This is a genomic window from Sphingopyxis sp. QXT-31 (genome assembly GCF_001984035.1).
GTDB lineage: Bacteria > Pseudomonadota > Alphaproteobacteria > Sphingomonadales > Sphingomonadaceae > Sphingopyxis.
This window is the reverse complement of the sequence record NZ_CP019449.1, coordinates 1671845-1688774: the sequence shown is the minus strand read 5'-3', so window position 1 is coordinate 1688774 and position 16930 is coordinate 1671845. Positions and strand designations below refer to the sequence as shown.

Annotated in this window: 11 protein-coding genes and 1 pseudogene; 6 read left to right on the top strand and 6 right to left on the bottom strand. The window is 65.7% G+C overall.

Annotation, left to right across the window (positions count from 1 at the left end; all coding sequences use genetic code 11):
* Positions 1-22: 22 nt before the first annotated feature.
* Positions 23-1657, top strand: a complete 1635-nt coding sequence (locus BWQ93_RS08210) for an arylsulfatase (RefSeq protein WP_077030111.1) — start codon at positions 23-25, stop codon at positions 1655-1657.
* A gap of 12 nt (positions 1658-1669) precedes the next feature.
* On the opposite strand, the gene rtcA is transcribed toward BWQ93_RS08210, so the two are convergent.
* From rtcA to BWQ93_RS08190, 4 genes are read right to left on the bottom strand one after another with little or no spacing between them, the layout of a single operon-like run.
* Positions 1670-2686, bottom strand: a complete 1017-nt coding sequence (rtcA, locus tag BWQ93_RS08205; protein WP_077030110.1) for an RNA 3'-terminal phosphate cyclase — start codon at positions 2684-2686, stop codon at positions 1670-1672.
* Positions 2683-3465 carry a nucleotidyltransferase domain-containing protein gene (locus BWQ93_RS08200; protein WP_077030109.1) on the bottom strand — a complete coding sequence of 261 codons (783 nt, stop codon included), beginning with the start codon at positions 3463-3465 and terminating at the stop codon, positions 2683-2685. Before BWQ93_RS08200 ends, rtcA begins: the two co-directional genes overlap by 4 nt.
* Positions 3462-3878 carry a hypothetical protein gene (locus BWQ93_RS21095; RefSeq protein WP_077030108.1) on the bottom strand — a complete coding sequence of 139 codons (417 nt, stop codon included), beginning with the start codon at positions 3876-3878 and terminating at the stop codon, positions 3462-3464. Before BWQ93_RS21095 ends, BWQ93_RS08200 begins: the two co-directional genes overlap by 4 nt.
* Positions 3879-3909: 31 nt before the next feature.
* On the bottom strand, positions 3910-5136 hold the full coding sequence (locus BWQ93_RS08190; protein ID WP_077030107.1) for an RtcB family protein: 1227 nt from the start codon (positions 5134-5136) through the stop codon (positions 3910-3912).
* Between the two features lie 305 nt (positions 5137-5441).
* Here BWQ93_RS08190 and rtcR point away from each other — a divergent pair, with 305 nt between their 5' ends.
* The 3 genes from rtcR to BWQ93_RS08170 all read left to right on the top strand — a co-directional run bounded on the left by rtcR (position 5442) and on the right by BWQ93_RS08170 (position 10308).
* Positions 5442-7031 carry an RNA repair transcriptional activator RtcR gene (gene rtcR, locus BWQ93_RS08185; RefSeq protein ID WP_077030106.1) on the top strand — a complete coding sequence of 530 codons (1590 nt, stop codon included), beginning with the start codon at positions 5442-5444 and terminating at the stop codon, positions 7029-7031.
* Positions 7032-7517: 486 nt separating this feature from the next.
* Complete coding sequence (locus BWQ93_RS08175; RefSeq protein WP_232314768.1) at positions 7518-9614, top strand: protein-disulfide reductase DsbD family protein; 2097 nt, start codon at positions 7518-7520, stop codon at positions 9612-9614.
* Positions 9615-9633: 19 nt separating this feature from the next.
* On the top strand, positions 9634-10308 hold the full coding sequence (locus tag BWQ93_RS08170) for a thioredoxin family protein (RefSeq protein WP_156878180.1): 675 nt from the start codon (positions 9634-9636) through the stop codon (positions 10306-10308).
* A gap of 158 nt (positions 10309-10466) precedes the next feature.
* Here the strand turns inward: BWQ93_RS08170 and BWQ93_RS21500 are convergent, their stop codons facing one another.
* Both BWQ93_RS21500 and BWQ93_RS21495 read right to left on the bottom strand, forming a co-directional pair.
* Positions 10467-10730 (bottom strand): efflux RND transporter permease subunit, encoded by a 264-nt coding sequence (locus tag BWQ93_RS21500; protein WP_443029375.1) that lies wholly within the window; start codon positions 10728-10730, stop codon positions 10467-10469.
* A gap of 239 nt (positions 10731-10969) precedes the next feature.
* A pseudogene (locus BWQ93_RS21495) lies at positions 10970-11725 on the bottom strand (efflux RND transporter permease subunit); the annotation flags it as partial.
* Positions 11726-11845: 120 nt separating this feature from the next.
* Between BWQ93_RS21495 and BWQ93_RS08160 the strand changes: the two are divergent.
* Positions 11846-12229, top strand: coding sequence for a baeRF12 domain-containing protein (locus tag BWQ93_RS08160; protein ID WP_077030103.1), 384 nt, complete (start codon positions 11846-11848; stop codon positions 12227-12229).
* 428 nt (positions 12230-12657) lie between these two features.
* Positions 12658-16647 carry a beta strand repeat-containing protein gene (locus BWQ93_RS08155; protein ID WP_156878179.1) on the top strand — a complete coding sequence of 1330 codons (3990 nt, stop codon included), beginning with the start codon at positions 12658-12660 and terminating at the stop codon, positions 16645-16647.
* Positions 16648-16930 lie beyond the last annotated feature (283 nt).

The window sequence follows — 16930 nt, the reverse complement described above, 5'->3', positions numbered from 1 at the left end:
GCGCCGCCCCTTTGATGACAGGATGTCCCGAATGAAGCCTCTCGCCTCGCTGCTCCTCCTTCTGCTGATCGCCGCCGTGCCCGCGCAGGCGAAGGACAAGCGGCCCAATTTCCTGGTCATCGTCGCCGACGACCTAGGCTATTCGGACCTCGGCGCCTTCGGGGGCGAGATAAATACGCCGCATCTCGACAAGCTGGCGCTCGCGGGCGTGCGCCTCGCGGGTTTTCATACCGCGCCGACCTGTTCGCCGACGCGCTCGATGCTGCTGTCGGGCACCGACAATCATGTCGCGGGCCTCGGCACGATGGCCGAGATGATCCGCCCGAACCAGAAGGACAAGCCGGGCTATGAGGGCTATTTGCGCGCCGACGTCGCGACGCTTGCCGAGCGGCTGACGGCGGGTGGTTACGCCACGCTCTTCTCGGGCAAATGGCACCTCGGCCTGACCCCCGAGCAGGACCCGCATGCGCGCGGCTTCCAGCGCAGCTTCGCTTTGCTGCAGGGCGGGCACAATCATTTCGGTACCGACGTCGGCACCACGGCTACCTACACTGAGCAAGGCAATCTGCTGACCGAGCTGCCCACGGATTTCTATTCGAGCGACTATTTCGCGACGCGGTTGATCGACTTCCTGGGCGAGCGCGAAGCGGAGGGGGCACAGCAGCCCTTCTTCGCCTATCTCGCCTTCACCGCGCCGCACTGGCCGCTGCAGGCGCATCCCGAGGACATCGCGCGCTACGAGGGGCGCTACGACGACGGTTTCGACGCACTGCGCGAGCGCCGCCTCGCCCGCCAGCGCGAGCTTGGCATCCTCGCGCCCGGCGTCGTCCCGCACACCCCGCGCAACCGCGACGGAAGCTGGGACTCTTTGACCGCCGACCAGCAGCGCACTGCCGCGCGCAACATGGAAATCTATGCCGCGATGGTGGATCGCATGGACCGGAATGTCGGCCGCATCGTCGAAGCGCTGCGCGCGTCGGGCGAACTAGACAAGACCGTTATCCTCTTCCTCGCCGACAATGGTGCCGAGGCGCTCGATATCGAAACCACCGGCGCCGAAATGCTCGCCGCGCGGATCAAGGGCGCCGACAACGCGTACACCAACCGCGGCGCGGCCAGCTCATATATCACCTATGGCGCCGGCTGGGCACAGGCCGCGACCGCGCCGTCATGGCTGGCCAAGGGCTATCAGAGCGAAGGCGGCACGCGCGCGGTCGCCTTCATCAGCGGCGAAGGCATCCCGCGGCGCGAAGGGGCCGAGACGCAGTTCCTGTCGGTCGCCGACGTCGCGCCGACCTTGCTCGGCCTTGCGGGTGTGGACGCTGCGGCGACCGATGTCGGGGGCAGGGCGGTCAAGCCGATCACCGGCCGCTCCTGGCTGGCCTGGCTCCGCAACCCGGCCGCGCGCGTCTATCGCGCGCGCGACGGTTTCGGCGCCGAGCTTTTCGGCTCGCGCGCGTGGCGGCAGGGCGACTGGAAGCTCACCGACATCGGCGACGGGCAATGGCGGCTGTTCGACCTCGCGCGCGATCCCGGCGAGACGCGCGACCTCTCGCTCGCCGAGCCCGCGCGCCGCGATGCCTTAGCCGCGGCGTGGGATCGCTACGCGCGCGAGGTCGGCGTGACCCTGCCCGACGCGATACCTTATCGCCCCTGAGGCGGCCGCTGGTCAGGCGATCACTTCGACCAGATTGGCGTCGCCCGTAGCGGACACACGGAATCGGCGGCCGGTGAAGCGCTCGATCAGCGCCATCGCGGTCGTGCTGTGCTCGCTGAGCTTGACCGAGGTGAAGGCGCCGCCCCCCGCGATCGCCATCGGCAGTAGCAACTGATCCTGCAGATACGGCCCGGCAAAGGCGGACGACGCGACATAGCCTGCCATGCGCCGCGCCGCCGTCGTCGCCAGCCGCTCGGCGGGGATGCCCAGCTTGCCGAAGGCCGAGACGATCTCGGTGACATGGTCGAAGCGCGCCTCGACCAGCAGCGCATTGCCCGGACCCTGGTCGGCGGGTAGATGGCGCGTGACGAACGCCTCCTCCGGCCAGTCGGCCAGTATCTTTCGCGCCGCTTTTAGCTCGCGCTGCGCCACGTCGAAAGGGATGCCGGCGACGACCGCCGTCGCCTCCACAGCGCCGACGGCGCCGCGCTCGATACATTCGATCGGCTTGAGCGCCGCCGGCACGATATCGACCTCGATCCGCCCGCCGCCGCGCGGGAAAAAGCCGTGGCGGACCAGCCGCGCCGACACGGTCGGACCCATGCGGTTGATCACGGGCAGCAACGTGCGCTCGATGAATTCGAACGGCGGCGCCGCCATCGCGTGCGTCCCGCCCTCGATCACCAGATGGGAGGGTGCGTCGGCGGACATCAGCGGCACGAGGATCGTCTGGAGGACGAGCCCCGTGCTTCCCGCAGTGCCGACCGCGAAATGATAATCGCCCGGCGTCACGCGCCCGGGGCGGAAGCCGATGCTGTTCGATCCGACCGCGAGCCCGCTGCATTCGGCGCCGCCGATCACGCACGCGGCCTCGATCGCGGTGACATGCTGCCGCATGAGTCCCGGCTTCTCGCGCCCGCCGCGAATGTTGGTGATCGTGAAGGGCTGACCGGTCAGCAGCGCCAGCGCACAGGCATAGCGCAGCACCTGCCCCCCGCCTTCGCCTTCCGATCCGTCGATGATGATCATGTGTCTTCTACCAAATCCAGAAACAGGTCGTTCGCCTCGGCGGCAAACGCCTCGCTCGGCGGACGCGCCGGCACTTCGCCCGCGCGTCCCAGTTCGTCGGCGATCAGCGCGTCGATCTCGGGCGCGCGCGCGATTGGTCCCGCCTCGCGTGTATTCGCTTTCAGTGCGACGAGCCGCTCGATCTCTTCGCCGGCCGACGGCGGTAAATCCGCCTCGGCCATCAACTGCTGCAACTGCATCGGCGGCCGGCGCGACGGGTCGCGCCGCAACACGCGGATCGCGAGCGCGGGGCGCAGCGCATAAAAATAGCGCTTTACCGAAACCTCATGCGCAGCCTGCAGCCACCGCGTGACCGACGTCCGGCCGAGCTTGGCATAATGCAGCGCAAAGCCGTTGGGATCGAAATGCCGATCCTTGAGCTCCGCCATGCGCGCAATGACCGGGTGCGCGTCGCGATACTGGATCGGCGATTCGATCCATTCGGACAGCACCGAATTGTTGCGCAGCATCAGCCCCAGCGCCTTGCGGATGTCCCAGCCGTTGAGGTCGATCTCGTCGACGATCACTCGCTCGATCACGTCGCGCACTGGGCTCAGCGCCAGATAGTCGCGGCGCGGCCGGACATAGAGAATGCGTACGTCATAATCGCTGTCGGGCGAGGGGAATCCCCACGCGCGCGATCCCGATTCGATCGCGAGCAACAGGCGCACGCCATCCTCCGCCTCGACGGCGGACAGGCGGGTTTCGATTTCGGGCCGGATGGCGGGTTCGATACTCATACTTCTTCTTCTATCCAGTTCGTGTTCGCCGGATCGGGGACGAACAAATGCGGTGTCCAGCAATCGGTGCGTAGCGTGCCGACTTCGGCGCCGCACCGGCATATCTGATTGGGACCGCCCAAGCCGCCAATCCCGCAGCATCCGCCCAGCCGGTCCCTGTTGCGCGTTATTCGCACGGCGTCGGTCAGATCGTCCGGGTTCAGCCAATATTGCGGGACGAATTCGAGCAGCGACGGAACGTTGCCAAAGGACCGTTCGATCGGTTCCCAGCTCTTGAAGGCGATCCCGCGCGCGATAAGCGGCTTGCCGGGCTCCTGCTCGGGCGCAACGACGCCGGGCGCCTTGCTCGACACGAGTGCCAGCGCGGACGTCAGGCGCGCCTCGCAGGCGCCGCAGCACAGGATCTTGTTCACGGCCTTTCCCCGGATGGCGGCGTGAAGGGGGTCACCCCTTCACGCACACCACCTGCTTGAGCGTATGGACGATCTCGACGAGGTCGGCCTGCGCCGCCATCACCGCCTCGATCGGCTTGTACGCCTTCGGGGTCTCGTCGATGACGCCTTCGTCCTTGCGGCATTCGACGCCCGCGGTGTCGGCGATATGCTCGTCGAGGGTGACGAGCTTCTTCGCCGCGGTGCGGCTCATGACGCGGCCCGCGCCATGGCTGCAGCTATCGAAGCTTTCGGCGTTGCCCAGCCCGCGCACGATGAACGATTTCGCGCCCATCGAACCCGGGATGATCCCCATCGTGCCCTTCGCCGCGCGCACCGCCCCCTTGCGGATGACGAGCACATTCTCGCCGAAATGGTTCTCGCGCGTCACATAATTGTGATGGCAGTTCACCGCTTCGGCCTCGGCCTCGAAGGGCTTGGCGATCTGGCGCCGGAGCGCGGCGATGACATTCGCCATCATCATGCGCCGGTTCAGCGCGGCAAAGTCCTGCGCCCAACCCACCGCCTCGACATAATCGTCGAAATGGTCGGTCCCTTCCGGGAAGTACGCCAGATCTTCGTCGGGCAGGTTGATGAACCACTTGCGCATGTCCTTCTTCGCCAGTTCGATGAAGTAGGTGCCGATCGCGTTGCCGACGCCGCGCGAACCCGAATGCAGCATCACCCACACCCGCGCCTCGGTATCGAGGCACAGCTCGATGAAATGGTTTCCCGTTCCGAGCGTCCCCAGATGCGTCAGGTTGTTGGTGTTCTTCAGCCGCGGGTGCTTGGCGACGATGCGTCCGAAGCGCTCGGCGAGCGTCGCCCAGGCGTCGACGATGGCCTGCGGGGGATCGCCCCACGAGCCGCTGTCGCGCTTGGAGCGCCCGACCGAACGACCGTGCGGCACCGCTGCCTCGATCGCGCTGCGGATGCCCTCCAGATTGTCGGGCAGGTCGTGCGCCATCAGCGTGGTGCGCGCGGCCATCATGCCGCAGCCGATGTCGACCCCGACCGCGGCCGGGATCACGGCGCCCCTGGTCGGGATCACCGATCCGACGGTGGCGCCGATGCCGACATGGACGTCGGGCATCGCCGCGACATGCTTGAACACGAACGGCATTTTCGCCGCCTTGGTCAGCTGTGCACGCGCCATGTCCTCGACGGGAACGCCGCGCGTCCACATCTTGACCGGGCGTCCGCCCTCGACGTTCATGACTTCATAGCTCGTCTCGGTCATGACGGACCTCCTCTTCTTTTCCTTGGGGCAAGGACGCCGCGATGGCGAGCCCTCCCGAAATCTCTGGGGTCTTTGGGGCGGCCGGCCCATTCCAGCCGCCCCTTCGCTCCTCGTCGCCGGGTGACGTGATCCCGACGCCGATAGCTAAGCAGGAGGCGTGCCAAATGGCGGAATGGACTACATAAAGTTTATAATATATTGTTTTATAACAATTTTTATTATAAGGGGCGAGCGGTCTCGCTTCAATGCGGCCTAACGATCATATCCTGTTGTCGCGTACATTATACGAATGTATAAGCTCTCGCATGAAGCCTCTTACCGTCATCGGATTCCTCGGGTCGACGCTCGACGCCGCCAAATTCGGCCCGTCGCGCTGGAACAAGTGGCGTCCGTCGGTCAGCATCTGCATGCAGGAGGATCTGCGCGTCGACCGCTTCATCCTGCTCCACGGAAGCTACCACCGCCGCCTCGCCGAGTTCGTCATGGACGATATTCGCGACGTTTCGCCCGAAACCGAAGTCGTGCCGCATGTGCTCGATTTCGAAGACGCGTGGGATTTCGAGGAGGTATACGGCAAGCTGCTCGACTTCGCGCGCGACTTTCCGTTCGATCCCGATGCGCAGGATTATCTCGTCCACATCACGACGGGCACGCACGTGGCGCAAATCTGTCTCTTCCTGCTCACCGAGGCGCGCTATTTGCCGGGGCGGCTGCTCCAGACGCAGCCGCAGCGCGGCGCGCCGCAGCCGGTGGGGACATGGAATGCCATCGACCTCGACCTTTCGCGCTACGACAGCATCGCGACGCGCTTCGCCGAGGCGAGCGCCGAGAGCGCCAGCTTCCTCAAGAGCGGGATAGAAACGCGCAACCCGGCCTTCAACCGGATGATCGAGGAGATCGAGCAGGTCGCGGTGCGCAGCCGCGCGCCGATCCTGCTGATGGGGCCGACGGGGGCGGGCAAGAGCCAGCTCGCCCGCAAGATCTACGAGCTCAAGAAATTGCGCCACCAGATCGGCGGGGCCTTCGTCGAGGTCAATTGCGCGACGCTGAAAGGCGACAGCGCGATGTCGGCGCTGTTCGGCCACCACAAGGGCGCGTTCACCGGCGCGATCCAGGACCGGCCGGGCCTGCTGCGGACCGCGGACAAGGGGCTACTCTTCCTCGACGAGATCGGCGAACTCGGGCTCGACGAGCAGGCGATGATCCTGCGTGCGATCGAGGACGGGCGATTCCTGCCTGTGGGTGCGGACAAGGATGCAGCGAGCAATTTCCAGCTGATCGCCGGCACCAACCGCGACCTCGTCGGCGAAGTCGCGGCGGGGCGGTTCCGCGAGGATCTGTTCGCGCGGCTCAACCTCTGGACCTTCAGCCTGCCAGGGCTGGCGCAGCGCCGCGAGGATATCGCCCCCAACCTCGATTTCGAGCTCGAGCGCTTCGCCGAGCGCGAAGGCACGCGTGTCACCTTCAACAAGGAAGCGCGCGAACGCTATCTGCGCTATGCCGAGGGCGGCGATGCGCTGTGGCACGGCAATTTCCGCGACCTCGCCGCCAGCGTGACGCGTATGGCGACGCTGAGCCCCGCAGGGCGCATCGACGCCGATGCCGTCGCGCTCGAGATGTCGCGGCTCCGCGCGCTCTGGTCGGGCGCGAGGGGCGAGGAGGATCTGCTCGGCCGGCTGCTGTCCGGCGAGGCGCTCGCGCGGATCGATCCCTTCGACCGTGTTCAACTCGCGTACACGGTCGCGGTGTGCCGCAGCAGCGGGAGCCTGTCCGCGGCGGGACGAAAATTATTCACGGCCTCGCGCGAACAGCGCAAGTCGACCAACGACGCCGACCGGCTGCGCAAATATCTGGCGCGCTTCGACCTCGATCTGCGCGCAATCGTCGCGGTCTGATGCGCGCAAAAAAGAGACCGGGCGTTTGACGCGGGCCCCTGGGGTGTCGGCGACCTTCCTCGATATGAGCGACGCCGCGGTCAGAAACCCGCCAGGCTGAAACTGGCTTCGGGCAATCGACGATCATTCCACCCCTCCACCGAGGGATATGGGCAAATTCGCAACCTCATGCCGTGGTCCTCGCGCTAAGCGATCGCCAGCAATCGGCCAAATTCGTCGAGATTGATGCCGCGTTGCATGTCCCCATCATCGACAAGGAGGAGCACCGAACCGCATATGCGACCGGTGCACCCGCGACCTGCCAGGCGACCATCTTCATTATCCCAACCCGCGCGCCGGCTCGTCGGCGTTCAAGTCGCTTGTAGAGGCGTGTCCCGCCGTCCTTGCCATAAAGTTGCGACATTCTAGTGATCATGTCGGGAACGCCGCATGACGGGGAGGCGGCGCTCGGAACTAATTGATCGGCCGGTTCGCTCTATGATTCGCTTGATCCTCGTCTTGTTCTCGGCGCTGTATCTCGCGGCCATGGCGGCCGCGCCCGCTTCGGCGCAGACGATGCGCTCGGAAAATATCGAAGTGTCGCTCGTCGCCATGCACCAATGGGCGGCGCCGGGCTCGACCGCGATCGTTGCGGTGCGCCAGGACATCAAGCCCGGCTGGCATACCTATTGGCGCAACCCCGGCGATTCGGGCGGCGCAACCGAACTGGCCTGGTCGCTGCCCCCGGGTGCTTCGGCGGGACCGATATTGTGGCCGATCCCCGAGCGGCAGCCGATCAAGGGGCTGATGAACTACGGCTATTCGCGGCAGGTCTATCTTCCTGTGCCGATCGAAATACCGGCATCGGCAAAGCCGGGATCGACCCTGCCGATCCGCGTCACCGTTCTTTCGATGGTGTGCAGCGAGGATATGTGCGTTCCCGACGAGCGCGTTGCGACGCTCGATCTGGCGATCCGCGATGCAGGCCCACCGCTGAACGCGCAGGAGGGCGCCGCGATCGAACGCGTTGTCGCAGCCGCGCCGCGCACGGGCGATCTCGAAGCCCGCATATTTCGCGAGGGCGGCGAGCTCATATTGTCGGTTCGCGGCGCCGTGCTGAAGCCAGCGGCTGCCGACAGTGCCTATTTCTTCCCGTTCGACGGCGGCGTCGTCGAGCATCCCGCTCCACAGCAAGCCACATGGACCGGGGATGGACTGGAAGTTCGTATGAAGGCCGGGGGCGTCATCGCTGCCGCGGGTCTTTCGAAGCCTGTCGGGGGCGTCCTGTCGACCTCACGCGGGGCCTGGACCGTCACCGCCGCCCCTTCGGCTGCGGCCGCGGCAACGGGCGGGACGACCATGCTCCTTTTCGCGCAGGCTGCACTGTTCGCGTTGGTCGGCGGGCTGATCCTCAATCTGATGCCGTGCGTCTTCCCGATCCTCGCGATGAAGGCTGCCTCGCTCGCGGCCACGGCGCACGCGCCGGGCGACGCGCGCCGCGACGGCCTTGCCTTCCTGCTCGGCGTGCTCGCGACCTTCGTCCTTCTCGCCGCTATATTGCTCGCCCTCCGGTCCGCCGGCGAGGCAGCGGGTTGGGGTTTCCATTTGCAAAACCCCACGGTGACGGCAGCGCTGGCGCTTCTGATGCTGGCGGTCGGCCTCAATCTCTCCGGCGTGTTCGAAGTCGTGATGCCGGGCAGCGGGGCCGGCAGTCGGCTGACACGGCTTCCCGGTTGGGCCGGGGCCTTCTTCACCGGCGTGCTCGCCGTAGTTGTCGCGGCCCCTTGTACCGCGCCCTTCATGGCGTTTGCGCTGGGTGCCGCGCTGCTGATGCCAGCACCCATGGCACTCCTGATCTTCGCGATGCTCGGACTGGGCCTGGCGCTGCCCTATCTCCTGATCAGCCTCTCGCCGGCGCTGCTGCGGCGGTTTCCGAAACCCGGGCCGTGGATGAGCCGCCTGAAGTCGGTCCTTGCTTTTCCGATGTATGGCGCCGCGCTGTGGCTGGTCTGGGTATTCGCGCGTCAGACGAGCAGCGCCGCACTCGCGCTCATCCTTGCGGCCGGGCTTCTGCTCGCGTTCGCGCTCACGCTGTGGGGCTGGCGGCAGGTCGGACGGCTGTCGGGGCGCCGTATGCTCGCCTCGACCATCGGCTCCGTACTCGCCCTGATGGCGGCTATCGCCGCCGCCGGCTCTGCCGCGATGCTGCCCCCCGATGCGGCCCCCGGTTCGGGTTCGGCGACGACGGACCAGCCTTGGTCGGCCGACGCCGTCGCTGCCGCGAGGGCGCAAGGCAAGGTCGTGTTCGTAAATTTTACCGCCGATTGGTGCGTCACCTGCAAGGTGAATGAACGTGCAGCACTTTCGAACGACGGAACACGCGCGCTGCTGGCCGAAACCGGCACGGTCTACATGGTGGCGGACTGGACGCGCCGCGACGATGTGATCGCGCGGGAATTGGAGCGCTTCGGCCGATCGGGCGTTCCGCTTTACCTCGTCTATGCGCCGGGCAAGGACGCGCCCGAAATTTTGCCGCAACTGCTGACGCCCGGCATCGTTGCCGATGCGCTGAAGCGGGCGGCCGCAAGCCCCAAGCCAATGTAAAACGGAGAGGAGATCATCCATGAAATATTCCATGCTCACCATCGCCGCGGCATCGGCGCTGCTGCTCGCCGGATGCGGCCAGCCCGCCGAGCAAGCGAAGGATCAGGCGCCCGCGAAGAAGGCCGCCGATGCGGCTGGCGGGCAGGCGGCTCCCGCCTTCACGCTCGCCAATGCGGAAGGGCAGCAAATCTCGCTCGCCGATTTCCGGGGTAAGACGGTGGTTCTCGAATGGTCAAACGAAGGCTGCCCCTATGTCAAAAAGCATTATAGCGGCGCGATGCAGAAGCTGCAGAAAGAAGCCGTTGCAGACGGCGTCGTGTGGCTGACGATCATTTCCTCGGCGCCCGGCGAGCAGGGCTTCGTCGAGGGCGAGAGTGCGAAGAACTGGAAGCAGCGCTTCGACGCCGGCTTTACGCACCTGTTGCTCGACCCCACCGGTGCGACTGGCCGCGCCTATGGCGCGAAGACCACGCCCGACATGCGCGTGATCGATGGCGAGGGCCGCATCATCTATGCCGGCGGTATCGACGACAAGCCCACGAACAAGGTCGAGGACCTTGCAGACGCCAAAAATTATGTCCGCGCCGCGCTCGACGAGCACGCGGCTGGCAAGCCCGTGACCACGGCCTTTGCCCAGCCCTACGGCTGTTCGATCAAATATGACGAGCGTGACGCGGCCGCGGCTAAAAGCTGATCATTCGTTCCATCGCTCTGCCTGAGACCCATATGGTCAGGGCGGGGCGAGCAAAAGCCTTCGGGTTGTCGGTCCCGGTGGGGCGATGGTTCGGGTAGTCATCCCTTGGTCGCCGTCAATTGGGGAATGCCCCGCGCGCCAGCGCGCGGGGCATAAGTTCAGGCTGGCGAGGGCTCTGGCGTTTCTGCGGGCGGAGGCGCCTCCTGTTTGTTCGCGCGGCCATGGACCATGCGATAGAGCGCCGGCAGCGCGAGCAGGGTCAGGATGGCCGAGGAGACGATCCCGCCGATGACGACCGTGGCGAGCGGACGTTGGACCTCGGCGCCGGCGCCGAGGTTGAACGCCATCGGCACGAAACCGAGGCTCGCGACGAGCGCGATCATCAGTACGGGCCTGAAGCGGGTGAGGGCGCCTTCGCGGATCGCTTCTTCGAGATCGGCCCCGCTTTCGCGGAGCTGTTTGATGAAAGCTTAGCATGACCACGCCGTAGAGCACCGCGACCCCGGAGAGCGCGATAAAGCCCACCCCGGCCGAGATCGACAGCGGCATTCCGCGGAGGAAAAGCGCGGCGACGCCCCCGGTGAGTGCCAGCGGTACCCCGTGAGAACACCACCGCGGCATCCTTGCCCGAGCGGAACAGCAGGTAGAGCAGCGCGAAGATCAGCAGCAACGCCGCAGGCACCGCAAGCTGGAGCCGCTTTGCCGCCGAGATCAGCTGCTCGAACGTGCCGCCATGGGCGATCCAGTAGCCGGCCGGCACCTCGACCTCGGAACCAACCTTGGCCTGCAGCTCTTCGATGAAGGAGCCGAGATCGCGGCCGCGGACGTTGGCGGTCACCACGACGCGGCGCTTTCCGTCCTCGCGGCTGATCTGGTTCGGGCCGATCGCAACCTCGACCTTGGCGACGTCGGCGAGCGGGACAATGCCGCGCAGGCCCGCGTCCATCGCCATGCCCGTCGCCGGATCGACAGAGGGCCCGCTTCCCGGCAGCGGGATGCGGAGCCGCCCGATCTCGTCCACCCGTTCGCGGATAGTCTCGGGCAGGCGGACGGTGATCGGGAAGCGGCGATCGCCCTCGAACATCTGCCCCGCCTGGACCCGGCCGATCAAGACGGCGACGGCCTGCTGGACGTCGTTCACATTGAGGTCGAAGCGCGCGAGCGCGGCGCGGTCGGGCGTGATCTGCAGCATCGGCAAGCCGGTGACCTGTTCGACGCTGACGTCCTGCGCGCCTTCGATCCCGGCCGCGACCTCCTCGATCGCATTGCCCACGTCGAGCAAGGTATCGAGATCGTCACCAAAGACCTTCACCGCGACATCGGCGCTAACCCCCGAGAGGAGCTCGTTGAACCGCATCTGGATCGGCTGGGTGAACTCGTAATTATTGCCCGGAATCTCCGCGACCGCGGCCTGCATTTCCCTGACGAGTTCGGCCTTCGGCTTCCTCGGATCAGGCTCTGCGCAACCCCGGCGTGCCTCCCGCGTATCCTGAAGCCGCCCGCACCCCGATCGCGGCCATTTCCATTGGAGACAATCATGCAACTTCCGCCCGGATCCCATGTCGCCGTTGCCGATGGCGCCCAGTTTCAGCTGTTCCGGAACAGCGGAACCGAACATCAGCCAGCCTTGAAGGCTGTCGATCTCCCGACGCGCGATGAAGCTGCACATAATGCCGGACAGGGCGACACGCCGCGCCAGAATGAAGAGGCGGGCCATGCCGCTTCCGTCGCGGCGGCGCTCAACGCCGCCGTCCTGTCGAACGGGATCAAGTCGCTTATCGTGATTGCGGATCCCAGCACCCTCGGCGAGATGCGCAAACTATACCATAAGGAGCTTGAGGAGCGGTTGTTGGGAGAGCTGTCCAAAACGCTCACGGGGCAATCAACCGACGACATTCTGAGATCGATCGCTGCCGCCTAGGTTCCCCACGCGCTTTTCGGTGAGATAGGGACACCCGCCTAGATGGAACCGGCTCGACACGGATACGGGGCGCGGCCGGGATGCTTGGCGCGCACCCGGTTTCTCTCGGTCGGCGCGGGCGGCTGGGCTAAAACCTGCTGTTCGTTGCTTAGAATATTGTGGACCGGAAATGGCAAAATCCGCGCTGATGAGCGGGCATGCTTGGGCATACAATTGTTTTAAAATGAAAAATGCGATGAGCTGAGGTCGAATTTTCCAGTCCGAATGCACCCATCTCCCGCCGGCAAACGTATCTGGGGCTGCACATTCGTCACAGTGCCGGCTCCATCAAGGAAAATTCATACATGGTTACCTACGTTTGCCGCCCGGATTCCGGGCGCGATATCTCGCGTGCGCGCTTCCTCGCCGGATCGATTCTCGGCGGCCCGATGGCCATGCTCCTGCTGGCGATGCCCGGCACGGCCACGGCCCAGGACGAGTGCGGCGCAGCCCCCGCGACCGCGGGAACGGTAACCTGCAGTCCCGACGGCAACCCGTATAACAATGGCGTCACCTATATCGTGCCGCCGTCGGATCTGACGATCGTGCTTCAGGACGGCGTCCGCATCGACACCAGCGGCACTTTCAACATCGGTATTCTCGCGGTCGGCGACAGCGCCCTGACCGTCGATGGCGGCACCAACACGCTCATCACCACCGATTCGGACGGCGGCTTCGGCGCGCTGATCTCGAACAATGTCGATCCGATCTCGGTCACTTTGGATCGCATCCTGACGACCGGAGACAATGCGATCGGCGTTGTCGCGAGTTCGTCGGAAGGCAATGTCTCGGTCGACACCAATGCGATCCGCACATTTGGTGACGGCGCCGGCGGAATCAGCGCCAGCACCGATATCGGTGACATTCGGGTCCAGTCGAACAGCATCCGGACCGCAGGCACCGCGGCGACCGCGATCGACGCCAATAGCGATTTTGGCAACATCGACATCACATCAGGCACGATCATCACTGAGGGCGGCAGCGCCGGGTTCCTGAACCCCGGCTCTATCGGCATTCTCGCCCAGACCGGCGGCACCGGCACGATCGCGATCGATTCGGACAACATCACCACCAGCGGCGCCGACGCAGTCGGCATTCGCGCTATCAACGGCACTGGTGGGCTGTCGGTAACTTCGGGCACGATCGGAACCTCCGGCCTCAACGCCGATGCGATCAACGTCACCTCCGCCGGCACCGTTACCGTCGACGGCGGCACGATCACCACCACCGGCGCCAATGCCGACGGCATCGTCGCCACCGGAGTCACCGGCGCGAACGTCAATTTCACGTCGATCAGCACCACCGGCGACAATGCCAATGGCGTGCTGATCCCCGCCGCGGTCCTGTTCTTCGGGCCACAGGCATCGGCGACCGCGACGGTCAACGGCGACAGCATCAGCACCGCCGGCGCAACCGCCGACGGTGTCCGCGCCATTGCGGGCACCGGCGCCGCCGCCGTCAACGTCACCGGCAATATCACGACCCAAGGCGCGAACAGCCGCGGCATCTTTGCCACCGGTCCCGGCGGCGTCACCGTCACCAACGGCGGCACGATCAGCACCGCGGGTGGCAACAGCAACGCCGTGGATGTCGCGAGCACCGCCGGACCGGTTGTGGTCAATGTCAACGACGTTCGCACCACCGGGCAATTGTCGGGCGGCGTGCGGGCGATCGGCGGCACCGATTCCAACGTCACTGTCATCGCGCGCGACGTCACCACCACCGGCACGGCGGGCAGCGACTTCTTCTTCCTGCCCAATTCCACCGCGGTCGTCGCGCGCGCTTCGGGGACCGGCGACGTTGCCGTCACCACGCGTAATGTTTCGACCGCCGGTCTTAGCGCCGCGGGGGTCGACGCAAGCGCCGCAACCGGTGACGTCATCTTCACCACCGGCGACATCGTCACCACCGGCGGCCGCGCCAATGGCGTGACGGCCGAAAGCGGCGGCGGCAATGTCATCGTTTCGACAGGTAATATCGCAACCGGCGGCGACAATTCGGACGGTGTTTCGGCGATCGCCAATAACGGCTCAGTGACCGTCGATACGCTTGGCGTCACCACGACCGGCTTTGCCGCCGACGGCATCAGCGCCGTCGCGGGCGCGGGCGGTGCCGACATCGGCTTCACCAGCGTCACCGCCGGCGGTACCCTGACCAACGGGGTCAGCGCCACATCGACCGGCGGCAATGTCGTCATCCGCGGCGCGAACGCAACCTCGACCGGCCAGGCATCGACCGCGATCTTCGGTTCGTCCGACAGCGGCGAAGTCAGCGTGTTCACCACCGGAAATGTCGTGGCCAGCGGGCGCGGCGGCAGCGGCATCTTCGCCGTTTCCGACACCGGCGGCGTGTCGGTTTCCGCCAACAACGTTTCCACCCTCGCCACCCTCGCCGATGACACAGGCGCTGCCCGCGCGGCGATCTTTGCCAGCGGCGCCAACACCAATGTGACGGTGTCGGGGTCGGCGATCACCACCGGCACGGCCGAATTCGGCGGCAACGCATCGGCGGTCACCGCCTTGGCCACCAACGGCAATGCCAATGTGATCGTCAACAACGCCTCGTCGAGTGGGGCCATGGTCGACACCGTCGTCGTGACCGCTACCGGCGATGCGGCGGCGACCGTCAACGGACGGGTGCAAAGCCTTGGCGCGGGCGGTGATGCGCTTGTCGTCACGGGCGGCGACAATGCGACCGTATCGCTCGCGGCGAACGGCAATGTCACCGCAGCGAACGGCAATTCGATTGTTCTGTCGTCGGTCAATGGCAGCACGCTCAACAATGCCGGGACGATCGCCAACAATGCCAATGGCTTTGCGGTGCTGGCGACGGGCGGTCCGATCGTCATCAACAACAGCGGCAATCTCAGCTCGGATATCCGGCTGACCGCCGGCGCCGACCGCGTGGACAACAGCGGCATCTTCACCGTCGGGGTCAATCCCGATTTCGGGGGCGGCATCGACGTGTTCGCCAACAGCGGAACGATCCTCATCGGCAGCGGAGCGACCGCCGTCGTTACCCCCACCTTCACCGGCCTCGAAAGCCTGGCCAACAGCGGCACGATCGATCTGCGCAACGGGCGCGCGGGTGACACGCTCACCTTGCCGGGCACCTATGCCGGCGCGAACGGCACACTGGGTCTCGATATTCTGACTGGCACGACCACTGTCGCCGATCAGCTGATCGTAGGCGGCTTGGCGAGCGGCAACACCATCGTCGTGCTCAACCAAGCCGCTGGCAGCACGCCGGTGTTCAACCCAGGCACGGTAGTGGTCCGCGCCGGGATCGGATCGGCGGCGGACGCCTTCGATCTGGCAGGCGGGTCGCAGAATCTGGGCTTCGTGCGTTTTGAAATCCAGAATAATGCGGCCGACGGAACCTTCTTCCTCACCGCCGCTCCCAGCGATGCCGCATTCCGCACGATCAATTATTCGGAAGGGGTGCGCAGCCTGTGGCTCAAATCGGCCGACGTCGTGTCTGCGCAGCTGCGTGCTCGCCGCGATGCCCTGTGGACGCAGGGCGGTGGCGACGTCGCCGGACGGACATGGATCCAGATCCACGGCTCTGTCGAGAAGCGCGAGGGCCAGCGCAGTTTCAACGCGTTCGGCCAGTCGGGCCTGACCAACACCGGATATCAGCAGGACTATTTCGGCGGTCAGCTCGGTTTTGACGTGAGCGGCGGTAGCGGCGAGCCCGGCGGCTTCGCCTTCGGCGTCACCGGCGGCTATCTGACCTCGTCGATGAACTTCGCGGGCTCGGCCGACCGGCTGCGCTTCGACGTCGTCAACGGCGGCGCCTATGGCAGCTATTCGGCGGGTAACTTCTTCGTCAACGCGCTCGGCAAATATGACTATATCTGGGCCGATACCAAGGTTAGCGGGGCGGGCTTTCAACAGGATCTGAACGGCAGCGTCTATGGCGCGCGCGGCGAAGCGGGCTTTCGCTTCGGCAATGACAGCTTCTTCGTCGAACCCGCCGCGAGCATCTCCTACGTCAAGAACGACTTCGACGATCTGACCCCGCTCGGAACGACGATCGGCTTCGACGAGGACGAAGGCCTGCGCGGGCGCTTCGGCGGCCGCATCGGCGGGTCGTTCAACCTCAGCGGTTCGGAAGTCGCCCTCTACGCCGGCGGCAACTATGTCCGCGAATTCAAGGGCAAAGACCGGGTGATCTTCACCGGCGGCGGCCAGACCTTGGCCTTCACCAACAATCGCATCGACGATTATGGCGAAGCGATCGTCGGCGTCACCATCGCCCAGAGCGAAGGCGTCAGCGGCTTCTTCGAGGGCCACTATACGCGCTCGTTCGGCAGCAACAATGGCCTGCGTGATCGCGAGGGTGCCGGTGGCCGCGCAGGTATCCGCATCAAGTTCTAGAGCGAGCGCAACTGCAAAGCTCTTTCTTCGGGTGCCGCGAGCCTGGCTTGCGGCACCCGCCTTTTTGAAGTCGCGTTGAATTGAACTCTTATCTTGATCCTGGCCGGTACGCACGGTGGCGGTTGGGTGTTCGCGGCGATCGACACCTATGATGCCTCGGCCCGTGCTTGCTCGCGAAGCGCAGGCGATCCTAATCTCGGGGGAATATCGCGAGGCGCCCCGGCGGCGATGCGGTTATCCGCAAAGCTGGCGAGGCGCAGCGATTTGCATTCGAGCAACTGCG

Excerpts from the sequence above, each read along its gene's own strand:
- rtcA (WP_077030110.1), bottom strand. The coding sequence starts at position 2,686 with ATGATCATCATCGACGGATCGGAAGGCGAAGGCGGGGGGCAGGTGCTG.
- BWQ93_RS08155 (WP_156878179.1), top strand. The coding sequence starts at position 12,658 with ATGGCCATGCTCCTGCTGGCGATGCCCGGCACGGCCACGGCCCAGGAC.
- BWQ93_RS08200 (WP_077030109.1), bottom strand. The coding sequence starts at position 3,465 with ATGAGTATCGAACCCGCCATCCGGCCCGAAATCGAAACCCGCCTGTCC.
- BWQ93_RS08160 (WP_077030103.1), top strand. The coding sequence starts at position 11,846 with ATGCAACTTCCGCCCGGATCCCATGTCGCCGTTGCCGATGGCGCCCAG.
- BWQ93_RS08210 (WP_077030111.1), top strand. The coding sequence starts at position 23 with ATGTCCCGAATGAAGCCTCTCGCCTCGCTGCTCCTCCTTCTGCTGATC.
- BWQ93_RS08170 (WP_156878180.1), top strand. The coding sequence starts at position 9,634 with ATGAAATATTCCATGCTCACCATCGCCGCGGCATCGGCGCTGCTGCTC.
- BWQ93_RS08190 (WP_077030107.1), bottom strand. The coding sequence starts at position 5,136 with ATGACCGAGACGAGCTATGAAGTCATGAACGTCGAGGGCGGACGCCCG.
- rtcR (WP_077030106.1), top strand. The coding sequence starts at position 5,442 with ATGAAGCCTCTTACCGTCATCGGATTCCTCGGGTCGACGCTCGACGCC.